The 15,552-nt window shown below is 35.0% G+C and carries 15 protein-coding genes and 1 pseudogene; 11 read left to right on the top strand and 5 right to left on the bottom strand.

Translation table 11 applies throughout. The annotated features are described in order from the left end of the window. The first annotated feature begins 898 nt into the window (after nucleotides 1–898). Nucleotides 899–1,690 (top strand): TerC family protein, encoded by a 792-nt coding sequence (locus FG383_RS13740; RefSeq protein ID WP_142607965.1) that lies wholly within the window; start codon nucleotides 899–901, stop codon nucleotides 1,688–1,690. Between the two features lie 93 nt (nucleotides 1,691–1,783). Beyond that, a complete protein-coding gene (locus tag FG383_RS13735; protein WP_142607964.1) occupies nucleotides 1,784–3,136 on the top strand; it encodes a TrkH family potassium uptake protein in 1,353 nt (450 codons plus the stop codon). Nucleotides 3,137–3,157: 21 nt separating this feature from the next. Here the strand turns inward: FG383_RS13735 and FG383_RS13730 are convergent, their stop codons facing one another. Beyond that, nucleotides 3,158–4,918, bottom strand: a complete 1,761-nt coding sequence (locus FG383_RS13730; protein WP_142607963.1) for a B12-binding domain-containing radical SAM protein — start codon at nucleotides 4,916–4,918, stop codon at nucleotides 3,158–3,160. A 186-nt stretch (nucleotides 4,919–5,104) separates the two neighbouring features. Here FG383_RS13730 and FG383_RS13725 point away from each other — a divergent pair, with 186 nt between their 5' ends. Together FG383_RS13725 and FG383_RS13720 are read left to right on the top strand one after the other, a co-directional pair. Continuing rightward, on the top strand, nucleotides 5,105–6,163 hold the full coding sequence (locus tag FG383_RS13725; RefSeq protein ID WP_185907949.1) for an ATP-binding protein: 1,059 nt from the start codon (nucleotides 5,105–5,107) through the stop codon (nucleotides 6,161–6,163). Nucleotides 6,164–6,245: 82 nt separating this feature from the next. Beyond that, nucleotides 6,246–6,689, top strand: coding sequence for a MarR family winged helix-turn-helix transcriptional regulator (locus FG383_RS13720; RefSeq protein ID WP_142607961.1), 444 nt, complete (start codon nucleotides 6,246–6,248; stop codon nucleotides 6,687–6,689). A gap of 39 nt (nucleotides 6,690–6,728) precedes the next feature. Here FG383_RS13720 and FG383_RS13715 read toward each other — a convergent pair whose 3' ends face one another. From FG383_RS13715 to FG383_RS13705, 3 genes are all read right to left on the bottom strand, one after another. Beyond that, the gene (locus tag FG383_RS13715) at nucleotides 6,729–7,340 is read right to left on the bottom strand and encodes a hypothetical protein (protein ID WP_142607960.1); all 612 of its coding nucleotides are present in this window, start codon (nucleotides 7,338–7,340) and stop codon (nucleotides 6,729–6,731) included. 54 nt (nucleotides 7,341–7,394) lie between these two features. Then, the gene (locus FG383_RS13710; protein ID WP_142607959.1) at nucleotides 7,395–8,006 is read right to left on the bottom strand and encodes a CPBP family intramembrane glutamic endopeptidase; all 612 of its coding nucleotides are present in this window, start codon (nucleotides 8,004–8,006) and stop codon (nucleotides 7,395–7,397) included. A gap of 65 nt (nucleotides 8,007–8,071) precedes the next feature. Then, nucleotides 8,072–8,260, bottom strand: coding sequence for a YkvS family protein (locus FG383_RS13705; protein WP_093264291.1), 189 nt, complete (start codon nucleotides 8,258–8,260; stop codon nucleotides 8,072–8,074). Nucleotides 8,261–8,386: 126 nt separating this feature from the next. On the opposite strand from FG383_RS13705, the gene FG383_RS13700 reads away from it, so the two are divergent. The 6 genes and pseudogenes from FG383_RS13700 to FG383_RS13680 all read left to right on the top strand — a co-directional run bounded on the left by FG383_RS13700 (nucleotide 8,387) and on the right by FG383_RS13680 (nucleotide 11,702). Then, the gene (locus tag FG383_RS13700) at nucleotides 8,387–8,575 is read left to right on the top strand and encodes a hypothetical protein (RefSeq protein WP_142607958.1); all 189 of its coding nucleotides are present in this window, start codon (nucleotides 8,387–8,389) and stop codon (nucleotides 8,573–8,575) included. 92 nt (nucleotides 8,576–8,667) lie between these two features. Beyond that, the gene (locus FG383_RS13695) at nucleotides 8,668–8,823 is read left to right on the top strand and encodes an aspartyl-phosphate phosphatase Spo0E family protein (RefSeq protein ID WP_142607957.1); all 156 of its coding nucleotides are present in this window, start codon (nucleotides 8,668–8,670) and stop codon (nucleotides 8,821–8,823) included. Nucleotides 8,824–8,971: 148 nt separating this feature from the next. Continuing rightward, nucleotides 8,972–9,169: pseudogene (locus FG383_RS21545) on the top strand (AAA family ATPase); the annotation flags it as partial. Beyond that, a complete protein-coding gene (locus tag FG383_RS21360) occupies nucleotides 9,149–9,655 on the top strand; it encodes an AAA family ATPase (protein WP_342782146.1) in 507 nt (168 codons plus the stop codon). The pseudogene FG383_RS21545 and the gene FG383_RS21360, both read left to right, overlap by 21 nt. A gap of 156 nt (nucleotides 9,656–9,811) precedes the next feature. Then, nucleotides 9,812–10,681, top strand: a complete 870-nt coding sequence (locus FG383_RS13685) for an NAD(P)-dependent oxidoreductase (RefSeq protein WP_142607956.1) — start codon at nucleotides 9,812–9,814, stop codon at nucleotides 10,679–10,681. Nucleotides 10,682–10,796: 115 nt separating this feature from the next. After that, nucleotides 10,797–11,702, top strand: a complete 906-nt coding sequence (locus FG383_RS13680) for a chemotaxis protein (protein WP_142607955.1) — start codon at nucleotides 10,797–10,799, stop codon at nucleotides 11,700–11,702. 621 nt (nucleotides 11,703–12,323) lie between these two features. Here the strand turns inward: FG383_RS13680 and FG383_RS13675 are convergent. Further along, entirely contained in the window at nucleotides 12,324–12,791 is a 468-nt protein-coding gene (locus FG383_RS13675; protein WP_142607954.1) for a YkyB family protein, read from the bottom strand. A gap of 191 nt (nucleotides 12,792–12,982) precedes the next feature. On the opposite strand from FG383_RS13675, the gene FG383_RS13670 reads away from it, so the two are divergent. After that, a complete protein-coding gene (locus tag FG383_RS13670) occupies nucleotides 12,983–15,040 on the top strand; it encodes a GGDEF domain-containing phosphodiesterase (protein WP_142607953.1) in 2,058 nt (685 codons plus the stop codon). Nucleotides 15,041–15,552 lie beyond the last annotated feature (512 nt).

Here is a 15,552-nt window from a genome sequence, read left to right as displayed (position 1 = left end):
TTATGCACTGGTCACTTTAAGTAAAGGTACTTAGCGATCGCTTTGAACTGAACACGTTCGACACGATTACCGGGAATCCTTGTCGCATCCCTACGCATTTTTTTCGGTAATCGTGTGGTAGTCGTTCGTCCGTCGCTCTCCGTAAGCACGGGTAATCAAATTGTTAAAGCTTTTGGGAATGAAAGAATAGCCACTTTCTTATCCAGATAAAAGCAGCCAAAGATGCAATTTTGGCTGCTCAGTCTTACTCTATAGTATTTCCACCTTTTCGATTGGAAGGAAATGTCCCTTTTCCATATAGTGTCACCATATTGCCATTGTTAACTTTGCAAAAATAAGCAAGGAACGCATGATAGAAAGCGATAGAGTGCCCGAAATTGTATCTTCGGGCACTTCCACTACGAATAGAATGGTAGCTATTCTCTCATTATCCAAATCAATTTCGGTTTTCTTTTGAACGTTGTAGGTACGTAATGGACAAATATTCACAACAGGATTATCGAAAATAGTATAGCAGTCACTTCCTGCTACACTTAGCCTTCGGTAATGATGTAGTGATCATTTCGTCTAAAGTGAACCGAAAACGTACAAAAGAAAAATAAGATCCTTCCGCATTTCTTGTGAAATTTGATTGAAGGAAATTGGTGAATCAACAGCAGTGACCTTACAATTAAGTAATATATGTTTACAAATGGTAAAAAGGACAGTATAATTAATAACATAATTGAATACACTTTTGACGTATGTCAAGGGGGAGTAGCTATAGGGAAACCTATTTCATAGTCGTCATTACATGGCTTTTGCCATCGGTTATGATAGCAATTAATAAATTTGCTTAGCAAGACCTTTGCCTTTTTTTTAGGCAAGGGTCTTTTTATTTGCAAAAAGGAGGATATTGATGGATTTAGGAATATTGTTGGAGTATGGTTGGGTATTGCTCGTACTAGTTGGATTAGAAGGTTTACTTGCAGCCGATAATGCAGTCGTAATGGCTGTTATGGTAAAACATTTACCAAAAGATCAGCAGAAAAAAGCGTTGTTTTATGGATTACTTGGTGCGTTTGTTTTTAGATTTGCAGCGTTATTTATGATTACTTTCTTAGTGAATATTTGGCAGGTGCAAGCAATAGGGGCAGCTTACTTATTATTCATATCCATTAAGCATATTTACGATCAGCGGAAGAGTAAAGACGATGATGAATCCGATGAATTGGAAGAAAGTGGTAAGGGGAAAGAGAAAAAAGGTTCTGGCTTCTGGATGACTGTATTAAAAGTAGAGCTAGCGGATATTGCTTTTGCGATTGACTCTATGCTTGCAGCCGTTGCAATTGCCGTTACATTACCACATGTAGGTAATTTTGATATTGGTGGTATTAATGCGGGACAATTCTCAGTTATGTTCTTTGGTGGTGTAGTCGGATTAATCATTATGCGTTTTGCTGCACATAAATTTGTTCGATTATTAGAGAAATATCCTTCACTTGAAACAGCAGCATTTTTAATCGTTGGTTGGGTAGGGGTTAAACTTGCGGTATTAACACTTTCACATCCGGGCGTTGGTGTATTAGATGAGCACTTCCCACATTCGACACCTTGGAGTATCGTATTCTGGACTGTATTATTTGTTATTGCTATTGGTGGTTATGTACTAGGAGTAGCAAAAAATAAAAACGTTGAAGCAAAGAAATAATATGTAAAGCGTAAAAAGATAGTTTTAACTATCTTTTTATGCTTTTTTTTTCTACAATGAGTTGACAGGAAAGTTTGAAAGGAACTAATATGCATGAGACAATCGCCGCTAAAACTAAAATCTAAATTTACTCCAGCTCAAGCTATCGTGACCTACTATTTTATAGCAATTGCTGTTTCCGTCATACTGCTAAGTTTACCTGGTGTTCATAGGCCAGGAGTAGAAGTGGGCTTTATAGATAGTTTATTTACAGCTGTAAGTGCAGTAAGTGTTACTGGACTTACAACTATTAGTATTTCAGAAACATACAGTGTATTCGGCTATATTATGATCATATTTATTTTACAACTCGGCGGTATCGGGATTATGTCATTAGGGACTTTTATTTGGCTGATTTCCGGTAAAAAAATTGGATTACGAGAAAGACAATTAATCATGGTCGATCATAACCAGCCTACTTTGTCAGGCGTAGTGCACTTAATAAGAGAAATTGTAAAACTTCTATTGATCATACAACTAATAGGTGCAATTTTATTAACTTTGTATTTTACGCAGTATTATGATTCATTTAACCAAGCAATGATGCAGGGAATTTTTACTTCGGTATCTGCAACAACGAATGCTGGACTAGATATTACAGGGCAATCTTTATGGCCATATCACAATGATTACTTCATCCAAATTATTACGAGCTTTTTAATTGTTTTTGGCGCTATTGGATTTCCTGTTCTTATAGAAGTAAAAACGTTTTTAAAAAATAAAAATAAAAATTTTCGTTTTTCTTTATTTACGAAGCTTACGACGATTACGTATGGTATTCTGTTACTATTTGGAACGGTTATGATTTTCTTATTAGAAATGTTCCATGCTTTTAAAGAAATGTCGTGGCATGAAAAGTTTTTTACTGCCTTTTTTCATTCTGTTTCCACAAGGTCCGCGGGAATGACTACGATGGATATTACGCTTTTTAACGAAGGAACGGATTTGTTAATGAGTGTACTGATGTTTATCGGTGCTTCTCCAAGTTCTGTCGGTGGGGGAATACGCACAACGACCTTTGCGGTTGCACTGTTGTTTTTGATAAATTTTTCAAGGGGAAAAGACAGTATTCAAGTTTTTAACCGAGAAATCCAATTGATTGATGTTTTTCGTGCTTTTGCTGTAATTATACTAGCATTAATAATGGTTCTAGTAGCAACTCTCTTACTTTCGGTCACAGAGCCTGATGTACCTATTACAGCACTAATTTTTGAAATTACGTCTGCTTTTGGAACATGCGGTATGTCGCTTGGGATTACGGAAGATTTGTCACTTATAGGTAAAATAACGATAATGGTACTTATGTTTATCGGTCGTGTCGGCATGCTTTCTTTCTTATTTTCATTAGGAGGGAAAAGTAATAAAACCAAATATCAATTCCCAAAAGAACGAGTAATTATTGGATAAAAAAACCGGGCAAACAGTCCTTTACTGGACTGAATTGCTCGGTTGTTTTAGTTCAATCATTGAAAAATGTGGAGTTTCGCCTTTTCTAAAAGTGATTAGTAAATAACCTTCTTTTTCAATTATGATCCCGTCTTTATAAGCATCTACGCAAATAGAAATTGGAGTGATGAATGTCTGTTTATATAATTCACGCTCGTTTAATTCGAATGAAACAAACTCATCTCCTGCAATCGAAGGATTATCCAATAGTTGTTTATACAATACAGATTGTTCTTCTTTATTTATATCATTTTCCCACCAAGGTTTACGCGGTTGGAATTTTTGTCTAGATAAATAATCGAGTTTCATAACACTTTGAATAGCTGGCATTGAGATATTATCTAGTCCTTGTAAAAATGAAAATAAGCGTGTATATAAATCTTCTAACTGATGGCCTATTTTCGACCAGTTTCTTTCTTCCCAATACGTCCCGAATTGCTGAAAAAAGTCAAATGGCGTCTCAAATACGTGAGTGAATAAATATTCAAGCGTGTCATCCATTCGATGTGCATTCCAATATTTTTCAAGTACATCTTCTACTTGTTTAATTCGAAGAATGTCGTCGAATGTTAACACGTTATTAGAGAAAATTTCGTAAGGTGCTTGATCGACAAATACATAGCCATATTTTTCTGCTTCTACACGTAAACCAGTCCCACGGAGTAGTTTTAAAAATCCGAGTTGTAGTTCTTCCGGACGCATGTCAAACACTTCGTTAAATGTGTTTCTAAACGAATCATAATCTTCTTCAGGTAAACCAGCGATTAAATCTAAATGCTGTTCAATTTTCCCGCCACTTTTAACCATCGTTACAGTACGCTGTAGTTTTTCGAAATTTTGTCTACGTTTTACTAGTTCATTCGTTAAATCGTTTGTAGATTGGACACCTATTTCAAAACGGAAAAGTCCTGCAGGGGCATTGTCATTTAAAAATTGGATAACTTCAGGTCGCATTATATCTGCAGTTATTTCGAATTGAAATACAACGCCCGGTAAATGTTCATCAATGAGAAATTGGAACATTTCCATCGCATAACTACGACTAATATTAAACGTTCTATCAACAAACTTTATTGTTTTCGCACCATTTGCCATTAAGAAGCGAATATCTTCTTTTACTTTATCTCGATTAAAATATCGAACGCCAACTTCTATAGAAGATAAGCAGAATTGGCATGAAAACGGACAACCGCGACTTGTTTCGATATAAACTACTCGCTTGGATAAGTTTGGAAGATCTTCTGTGAAACGAAATGGTGAAGGAGAGTCTCGTAAATCCAATTTTGGTGGTAGCGGATTTAGCATAAATTTGTCGTCTTGTACATATGCTACACCAGGAACATCATTTAATGGTTGCTTATGATGCAAGTAGTGTAATAACTCTTTAAATGCGTGTTCGCCTTCTCCCACGATTATATAATCAATTTCTTTCACTTGACGTAGCCATACATTTGTATCGTATGAAACTTCGGGGCCGCCTAAAATGATTGTAATAGAGGGATCTACAGTTTTTAACGTTTTAATTACTTTAATCGTCTCTTCAATGTTCCAGATGTAACAGCTAAATCCAACTATATCAGGTTTTTTTTGATATAGATCTGCAACGATATTGAATGTCGGATCTTTAATAGTGTATTCTACTAAAAGGGGGGAATAGTCAGGTTGTGCGTAGGCTTTTAAACAGCGTAATGCTAAATTAGTATGAATGAATTTCGCATTCAACGTAGTTAATATAATATTCATTATCCATAACTCCTTCTTTATATAATCATTGTATCAGTGAAAATCGATGTCGACAATATAGGAAAAAAGTATCATATCAATATTGGAAATGATGTGGAATAATCAGAATTAATAAACATCTTGATGTGTTAATTCATTATATAGTATAAATACTTTTTTATAAATTCATTCGCAATGAGAGGTTTGGTGAAGTTTGTGCTAGTGGAGTATGAATATAAGCAAAAGTTTGAACATATATTTCAATTCTTTTCGAATGGTCTACTTTTTGTTGATGAACAGGGAATAGTGCTAGAAATGAATTCACAAATGGAAGAAATACTACAAGCAGATAAAAGTAAAATAATCGGTTTTAACGCTATAAAGCTTTTAGATTTATTAGATATGTCTTATGAAAGTAAAAAAGCATTCATTGCTGAACTGATTCGATTTGGTCAGGCGGAACTTTTCTGTGAAATGCAAACTTTTTTAGGAGAATTAAAATATATTCATATGAAAGTATCGAAACAAGAAGACACAAATGTTTACTTAACGGAGATTCATGACGAATCAGAAAAGATTCATATGAAAAAACGCTTAAATCATACCGAGTCACTAAGCACAATCGGTCAATTGGCTGCAAGTATTGCACATGAAATACGTAATCCTATGACATCTTTAAAAGGATTTACTCAATTGTTACAGCAAACGACGAATGAAGATGGAAAAAGATATTTAGCTGTCATTAACGAGGAAATAAAGCGTATGGAAGAAATATTAACGGAGTTTTTAGAAGTGTCAAAGCCAACAAATAATGAGTTTGAGTATATTGAATTAAAAGAACTATTATTGGAAGTAGTCAATTTTATGGCGCCTCAAGCACTTTTAAAAAATATAGAAGTAAGCACCTCGCTGCAAACAGAATGTACATGCAAAGTTTTGGGAGATCGAAATTTAATCAAGCAAGTATTTATGAATTCGATAAAGAATGCGATTGAAGCTATGCCAAAAGGTGGAAATATTTATATAACTGTTTCTTGTACTGAAAAGAAAGACGTTTGTATTGAGATTAGGGATCAAGGTCAAGGAATAGAAGCAGCCCAACTAGATAAAATATTTGATCCGTTTTTTACTACGAAATCTGGAGGGACAGGGCTTGGTTTGTCCCATAGTAGTCAAGTAATCAAATCGCATGGGGGAACAATTGAGGTAGAAAGCAAAGTAGAAGTAGGAACAAGTTTTAAGTTTATACTGCCACTACAAAAATAGTTTTAAACCTATTTTGACAAGATTATAGGATAACCTATATAATGATAGCTAATGTCAATTTTATAGGTGAGGATGACTAAGAATGACTAATGAACAACCGAACAATGCACTAAAACTATTTGTTGTATTGTCTCGTGCCCATAAAGTAATTCATGAATGTACCAATCAATTTTTTCAAGAAAACGGATTAAACCCGACAGAATTTGCGGTTTTAGAACTTCTCTATCATAAAGGAAAGCAACCACTTCAACAAATTGGTAATAAGATTTTGTTAGCGAGTGGTTCGATTACTTATGTAGTGGATAAATTAGAAGGACGAGGGTATATAACCCGCGTTTCTAGTGATACCGATCGACGTGTTACGTATGCGGAAATCACAAAAGAAGGTACTACATTTATGGACGAACTATTTCCGAGACATGAGCAACAACTAAAACAATTGATGGATGTACTATCAGCAGAAGAAAAGGATCAAATGATAGAACTACTAAAGAAATTAGGATTGTCGATTAAGAACCTTTCTTAGCAAACTAAAAAACTTCGAGCCAGATAAGGCCCGAAGTTTTTATTTTGCTTGTATTGTTGCAGCCATTTTTATAAAATTCTCTATAGCTGGTGCTTCTGTTGTATCAAAAATGGTGATTTTTACAAGTAATCCTTGTCGTTCAAATGTATATCCAATGACTTTTCCATCGGGTGTATCGATTTGAAAAGCATTAACATTCTCAATAGATTCGTTCGTTGGGATTAAGTTTTGATCGGTAATTTCTTCTAAAGTTCCATTATCATTGGAAGCTTGCAATGTATCCGTTAAGTTTTTTGTTATATCCTCGATTGTTGCATCGTTTGCACTAAATGTCTCGATTCGCATCGATTGTTGGTCATTTTCTGTATTGAATAGTAAATCTTTATTTGGTTCTTCAGCAGTCAGTTCAAAACCATCCATTACCGTAATCACATAATTTTGTGTTTCACTCTCTGTTTGAGTCCCTTTAAGCTCTTCTTTTGGCAAAGCGGTACTTTCAGTTTCCCCTTCGGCTTGAGTGGTTTCCTCGACGTTTTCGGTATTGTCAGTAGGTGTCACCGGATCTACGTTTTCATTTGCAGTGTCCGTTCCACAAGCTGCAAGTAAGAGTGTTAGTAAAAGAATGGAAAGTAACGTATAGATTTTTTTCATATTAATTCAGCTCCTTTTTCAAATAGACGTTTTAGTTGAAATAATGTTTCGTTTTCAAGTAAATGGTATTACTAGGAAAAGTAGTATAAGCATGATGATATGAGCTAAGATGATTAATGGCATACTTTTTTTCCATTCGTATAATAAGCCGAAAACAAGTCCGATGATAAAGGCCGCCAGTACACCTAACCAAAATCCACTAAAAGCGAATGAAAAACTAAATAATGCTGCACCTACTACAATAGCAAATACCGGTGGAAGATATTTTTTTAATTGTTGTTGGATAAACCCTCTCCAAAAAATTTCTTCACCTGGAGCAATGATAAATAAAAGTAGAAAGAAATGCCATATGGATGAAGGCCCAAATTTACGGATAAAAGAATTGATACTTTTGGTAGACGTAAATGAAGTAAAGTCGACCAGTTTATAACCTATAAATAAAAGGGCATATGTGAGCGCTCCGAAAGCTATACTGAGGATGAGGTAGTGAATTGTATTTAGTTCATCTTCTATTTTAGCGGAATAATACGCAAGGGACATAAGGAATAAAGTAGTAAAGGTATAAAAATACCAAAATACTTTCTCATTTGAAAAGGTTAACCAAGCAAAGACATAAGCAAAAACAAGGGGAATTAGTAATTGTGTAATTGGTATTTTTCGTAACATAAAAAGCACATCCTAACTATAATTCAAAAGCCGTTCTTCTTGAAGTGAGAGGAACGGCATGACGTTTAATCTTCATTACTATATAATATTTTATATCGCTTGTGATTAATCACAGTTTTTTCTTCCATTTCTAACTCATTAAAGTTCTCCATAAATGTCAAATTGACAATAACAGAGTTCTCATTTACTTTCTCAACAATTCCTTGTAAACCATCTTTAAACTCAACAACATTACCAACTTCAGCTATTTTCATAGATTGTTCCATCCCCTTTTAGAACTTATTACAATACAGTTTGCCCTAAAAAAAGGTGTACGTAAAGTATTTTAACCAAAAGTATTGAAAGTATACATGATTCATAAAGAGAAAGGAATGTTTTAAATGAATCCATATGAAGAAAAATTGAATATGTTACAAAGCGGTGACATGAAAATGTTGGAAATTACTAAAGGTGAATTTTTATCATTTCGAGAAGTATTAGTCAAAAGAGAGGATTTCAAATACTATTCTGGAAAAGCTATGCAAGGCGGGAAAATAATTTATACCTACTTACCTGTTGCTAGAAGCTAAGTTGTTCCTGGTCGTGCTGAAGCGAATGTTTAGAGTTTACACATAAAAGGTATATTGTGAAGGATATACATTTTTTTAAGGGGTGCTTTTACATGATGGAGACAATATTAAAAAAAGTAGAGTTGACAAGAGAAAAAATGATCCAGGCTGCTTTGGAAAAAGGAGTTTCCCATAAAGAAACAATTCAACTGAGTGAAGAGCTTGATAGACTTTTAAACGAATATGAAACTAAGGAAAAACTAAAATAGCTTATCAAGGGAGAATTGTTCATGCACAATATAAAGCTATTACAAGAAGAATTGAATAAAGCGATTGTTGGTAGAGAAAAGGAAGGTTAATGGGGTTACTAGTACAAGGGCATGTCCTGTTAGAAAGTGTACCTGGTTCAGGAAAAAAATGATGGCAAAAGCTTTTGCTGAGGCGATACAAGGGGAATTTAAACGACTTCAGTTTACTCCGCTTGCTGATGAGATTAATCGTGCAACCCCACGAACACAGTATAGCCTATTAGAAGCGATGGAAGAAAAACAAGTATAGATTGATGGAGAAACGATTAAACTGTCATCCCCTTTTATGGTCATTGTCACTCAAAATCCAGTTGAATCGCAGCAAGGTACATTTCCATTTCCCGCTGCCCAAATAGACCGTTTTTTATTTAAATTATCGATTGGTTATCCTTCCAAAATGGAGGAGAGAATCATTTTACAGCAATTTGGCCGATCACCTGGAGAGCTACATTTGCAAGAAGTAGTTTCATTGGAGCAAATAGAAAAATGGTCGGAACAAGTAAAAGAAGTGTTAGTTCATGATGATATTTTGACTTATATTATACAAATCGTACATAGCACAAGAAATCATCCATACATAGAATTAGGCCTAAGCAGTCGAGCTTCACTAGCACTACTTCAAGCCGCTAAAGCAAATGCATTTATAAATAGTCGCATGTTCGTTACTCCAAAGGATACCGATAGGGGAGCAAGCGGAATTAGAAACAAAAGACTTCACGACGAAAGAGTTAGTTCCGAAAAAGCAGCATTGTTCATGAAAAACTTAGAAATAATAAAAAAGAAATTTTTTTAAAAAAAGATGTTTAATAAATTGAAAAGCGGGCATATTAATAAAGAACACAGCAACATTCTCATTTCCCCCTTTTTAAAGGATCATCCAAAAGCTATTTGGATGGTCCTCTTTTTTTGGTACACTATAGGTATGTACAAAAGATAAGGGGGAAATGACATGACAGAAAAATTGAAAACTGGATTTGTCGGCACGGGCGTAATGGGGAAAAGTTTAGTAAAGCATTTACTAAATGCTGGTCATGAGGTAGTTATTTATACGCGAACAAAGGAAAAAGCACAAGAACTGATTACACTAGGTGCTACGTGGGTAGAGCGTGCGAGTGACGTAGCTAGAAATGCGCAATATGTATTTACGATGGTAGGCTATCCGCATGATGTGGAAGAGATCTATTTCGGTGAAGATGGCATTTTTGCTTCGGACAATAGAGGATTAGTTGTCATTGATCTAACGACATCAACGCCAACTCTTGCTAAAAAAATAGAATTGGCTGCAAAAGATAAAGGAATGCATGCACTAGATGCACCGGTTTCTGGCGGAGATATTGGGGCACAATTAGGAAAATTATCGATTATGTGCGGCGGGGAGAAAGAAACGTTTGATAAGGTGTTGCCTATACTGAACCTTTTTGGAGAGACCATTTTGTATCAAGGTGCAGCTGGAGCTGGACAGCATACGAAAATGTGTAACCAAATAACGATAGCATCTAACATGATAGGTGTTTGTGAAGCACTGGCGTATGGAAAAAATGCTGGACTCGATTTAGAGCAAGTGTTACGTTCCATCTCAACCGGAGCCGCTGGTTCTTGGTCATTAAGCAATTTAGCTCCTCGCATGATAGCGGGTAATTTCGAGCCAGGTTTCTACATTAAGCATTTTGTAAAGGATATGAGGATTGCGCTAGAAGAAGCAGAAAAAATGAACTTACAACTTCCAGGTCTGCAACTAGCAAAATCAATGTATGATGAATTGATTGCTAAAGGTTATGAAGAAAATGGGACACAAGCACTTATAAAATCATACGAATGAAATAGGAACTATTAACTACTATATGGTACAATCGATTTAACTTGATTCAGCACCTGCTGATTTAAATTACGCTTTGGCATAATTGATATTAGTGTTAATAGAGAGGACGATTTAAATGAACGATCATAAAGGAATTTTGCTAGAAAGCGGAACGAATGAATTAGAGATAGTAGAATTTCAAGTTGGTTCCAGCAAATTTGGGATTAATGTCATTAAAGTAAAAGAAATCATCCAAACAATCCCAGTAACATTTATTCCACATGCACATCCACATGTGGAAGGTATCGTACAATTACGAGGAGAAGTACTGCCGGTAGTAAGTATGGCTAAGGTGCTTGGACTTCCGGAAGTAAACAAAAATGAACAAGAAAAATATATTGTCACTGAATTTAACAAACAAAAAGTAGTATTCCATGTGGATAATGTTACTCAAATCCATCGAATATCGTGGGAGCAAATTGAAAAGCCGAGTGATATATATCAAGGTGGTACTTCTCATGTAATCGGCGTCATTAAACGAGTAGACGAAATGGTTCTATTACTAGATTACGAGCGAATTATCGTAGATATAAATCCGGAATCAGGTATAAATGTTGAATCTGTTAAAAAGCTTGGCGAGCGGGAGCGCTCGAATAAAAAGGTGGTAATTGCAGAGGATTCTCCATTACTTCGTAAATTATTGCATGATACATTACATGCAGCAGGCTACTTTAATTTGGAGTTTTTTGAAAATGGAAAAGATGCATTAGGTTACTTAGAAGATTTGGTGAAAGTTTCGTCTGATATTGCAGAGCAAGTGCAAATGGTAGTGACGGATATTGAAATGCCACAAATGGATGGACATGCTTTAACACGAAAAATAAAAGAAAATAGTAATTTAGCCAAATTACCAGTGCTAATTTTCTCGAGCCTAATAACAGATGACCTTCGTCATAAAGGTGATCAAGTAGGAGCAGAAGACCAAATTAGTAAACCAGAGATTGCAGAATTAGTATTGAAAATAGATCAATATATTTTGTAACTTAATTGTTGATGAGCCTTATCAATGTATTTAACTACGTATCAGGAGTACTTTGGACTTGAATGTCTAGTAACATCTTAACGAGATTTCAATAGAGGGGATGCGGCTATGCCGCATCCCCTCTATCTTTTTCGATAACCTGTTACATACATTCGTCTGTCGTGCTCTTACAACACAGTTAAACAAAATACAAAAGTTTTAAGTTAATGAGAGAACAGCTTACTACCTATTAATTAAAAGGCAGCCAAAGATACAATTTTGGCTGCGCTGCACTTCTCTAGTGATTTTCCACCTTGCTAATTTTTATAAATGCCACTTATTTAAATATAGTCACTTTTACACAGTGCTATTTTGCAAAAATAAGTATGGAACCGCCAATAATAATGAAAATGTGCAAGCGAAATTGTATCTTCGCGAGCATTACTAATAGAATGTATATCTTCTCTTCTTATCCAAAGTACTTGTACTTTTCACTTGAACTTTTTAGGGTAGCGGCGGACAAATATCCGCCACAAGATTATCAGACCAGTGTTTAGGGGTGTAGCGATCATTTCGTACAAAGCGAACAGAAATATACAAGTGTAAGCTACTTTATAAATTTTCATTAGTAGGCGGTAAAGTTTATGAATCTAAATAAGATTTCATTGTTTGTTTTTTTCGATTAGTTGGCCTTGCGTATGATTGAGAAGACAGTGTAGATTGATTAGAGGGTTTCTTCACCGTAGATTGAGGTCCAATGTAATCAGTAAGCACTTGTTTTGCTATTTTTAAATTCATTTTTCGGATCGGATTTCTGTAAGAATCATCTAGATGACCAAGATGCGGTAATTGTTTAAAGTCCTCTTTTGTTGGGATCATATGGAAGTAGTAATCCGCGCATTGGATTAATACAGAGGATTGCTGTTGGCTATTTTTTGGGTTTCGAACAAAATGTAGACCCACTTTTTGGGCTTTTTTTTCGACTAACATCTTATCGATAGCTAGTTTTTTTAACTGGTAGAGAGGTTTTTTATCAATAGCTGTTTTGGCGTGGCGATTGACGGTATAAATTGCTGTAGCTATTCGTTCAACTTCGGTAGTTGTTGGCATATAATCCTCCCCCTATATATTTTATATTTACTATATCATACCAATTTATAGTTAAATTGTATACACAAATCAAAAAAGTGGTATTTGGTGATTGACTAAAGATACGAATATTTATGTCGATAAAATAAGATGAAGTAATATTTGAAAATTGTCTCGTACTAATTAGTGTACGATACAAATCGGAGGATTCCATGAATAATTCAGTAAAACCAAAGCTTACTATTAATAATTATATAGGTGAGATGATGCATGAAAATCCGCTACCTTTTATATTATTGAAACGAGAAAGCGAAAATAAGTTTTCCGTAATCTATGTCAATCGAGCGGCAGCAAGTTTATTTGAAAATACAAGTCATCTCCCACAACCTTTTTTTTCAGTAGAGGTCTGGAATCAGTTGCATGAAATAATAAATAAGACAGAAGTTGAAAAACAGAAACTACATCAAAATTTACATATTACTTTTCAAAATCAATTATATAGTGTGGATCTTTCCATTGTTTCTATACAAAATGAAGCGAGCATGGTATATGGATTAACTATGCAGAATAAAACGAATGACACGAAGGAAAAACAAGCACTACTAGAAATAAAAGAAAAATATATGTCGCTCCTAGATCATAATACCGATTCCGTTTTATTAGTAGATGGAAAAGGAATGATTCAATATGCAAATTTGGTTACATTAAAGATTTTAGGTTATGATTTAGATAAACTATTACATCAACCGATTGAACAATTTATCGAGAGTAATTCGCTTGGAAACTTTCAGTTAATGATGAAGCAAATATTGAGTGGCTATCCGGCTGAACTACAAAAATGTCTCTTTCAGCATGCGAAAGGTCACTATGTATATGTGTACTTGAAAGCAATTCCTATCCACGATCACGGGAATGTGAAAGAATTTCATCTAGTATTAAGAGATCTTACAATAAGTGCGGATGAAAAGGAACAATTATATTATTTGGCGTATCATGATCATTTAACTGGTTTATGGAATCGACGTGCATTGAAAGAACATTTACGTGAAGATCTAATAGACGCAAACAATAGTAATACTCAAATAGCTATTATGCGAATTGACCTAGATCGGTTTAAACTAATAAACGAGTCACTTGGTTACAATTATGGCGATGATTTATTAAAAAAAATAGCAGATCGACTCAGCCTTTTTATTAATAAATTATGTAATTTGTATCGACAAAGTGGCGATGAATTTGTATTTATATTAAAAAGTAAAACGCGTGAAGAGACGAGCGCTTTTGCTGAAAATATATTAAGTGAACTGTCTAAACCAATTTATCTAGATCATCAAGAATATTTTGTGACGGCTTCCATTGGAATATCGATGCACCCTTTGGATGGAAAGAATCTAGACGAATTACTTATTAAGGCAGATCAAGCCCTGTATGTGGCAAAAGATAGAGGACGAGCACATTATCGCTATTTTCAAGAGCAGATGAATTTATCGTTTCCAAATGAGGCGTTAATGGAGTCTCATTTAAGGAGAGCAATTGAAAAAGAAGAGCTTACAATACATTACCAGCCACAAGTCAATCTCATTACAGGAGAGATTAATTCTTTTGAAGCTCTGCTACGTTGGAATAATAGAAAGTTTGGATATGTCTCTCCGATGCAGTTCATCCCACTTGCTGAAGAGTCAGGGATGATTATGCGAATTGGTGACTGGGTTTTAGACGAGGTTTGTAAGCAATTAGAATATTGGCAAAAGAAAGGATATCGTCCAGTTCGGATTGCCGTTAATATTTCTCCTAAGCAATTTAAACAAGAAAACTTTGCGATGAAAATTCGTGAAAAGATAAACAAATATGGCATTACACCACATTCTTTAGAGGTAGAGATAACAGAAAGCGCAATGACTGATATGCAAGATACGTTTGCAATGCTAAAAGAGTTGAAGGATATTGGGGTCGTTATTTCCATAGATGACTTTGGAACAGGTTATTCTTCTTTAAGTTATTTGAAAAAATATCCAATTGATATTATTAAAATTGATCAATCTTTTATTAAAGATATGGAACTAGATGAAAAAAATGCGGCAATCGCAACTACAATTATCCAACTCGCACATAGTTTAGGAATGGAAGTTATTGCGGAAGGTGTAGAGAAAGATCAGCAAGTCGAAATTTTAAAATCAGCAAATTGTCAAAAAGCACAAGGCTACTTTTTTAGTCGCCCTGTACCAATAGACGACATAAATCAATCATATATGACTGCTATTCAACCGTAAATTGTTCTAAAAATTTACGGTTTTTTTGTGTAGCAAGTAACCAGGCTAAGGTTGTTCGTATAACTTTCTCCAAATAGTATTAGCTAGGCCACTTTTTTATTGATCGCAGTTTAGGGATACTGCGTGGTAAGGAAGTGACCGCTAGGATTTTCGCTGCTGGGCGGACGCTTTCCGTGGGGTGAGCGATGAGCCTTCACCGCCGCTTAGGCGTCGTTGTGAAGTCTCATTTTGCTCACTTGATCCCACTGGAGTCGCCGCCTGCAGCGAAAATCCATGGGAATTTCTTGCTAATTTTGCGTCTACTGTTATCAAAGCTTTAAATTGATCAGATTCACTACGCAATATTTAGTAAAGCTAATTAGAAAATGCTTTCTCCAAATAAGTAGAGTATTTACTTAGGATAAAGTTGTTTCATACAATCATTTATTGGTATGAAACCTCGTATTCATCGTTGTCTCACTCCAAGTAAACTTGTTATTTTAAGATTTGGTTGCTTTCACTAGCAATTTGGT

The sequence above is a fragment of the Psychrobacillus soli genome, assembly GCF_006861775.1.
GTDB classification, from domain to species: domain Bacteria; phylum Bacillota; class Bacilli; order Bacillales_A; family Planococcaceae; genus Psychrobacillus; species Psychrobacillus soli.
This window is presented reverse-complemented; position numbering and strand designations above follow the sequence as displayed.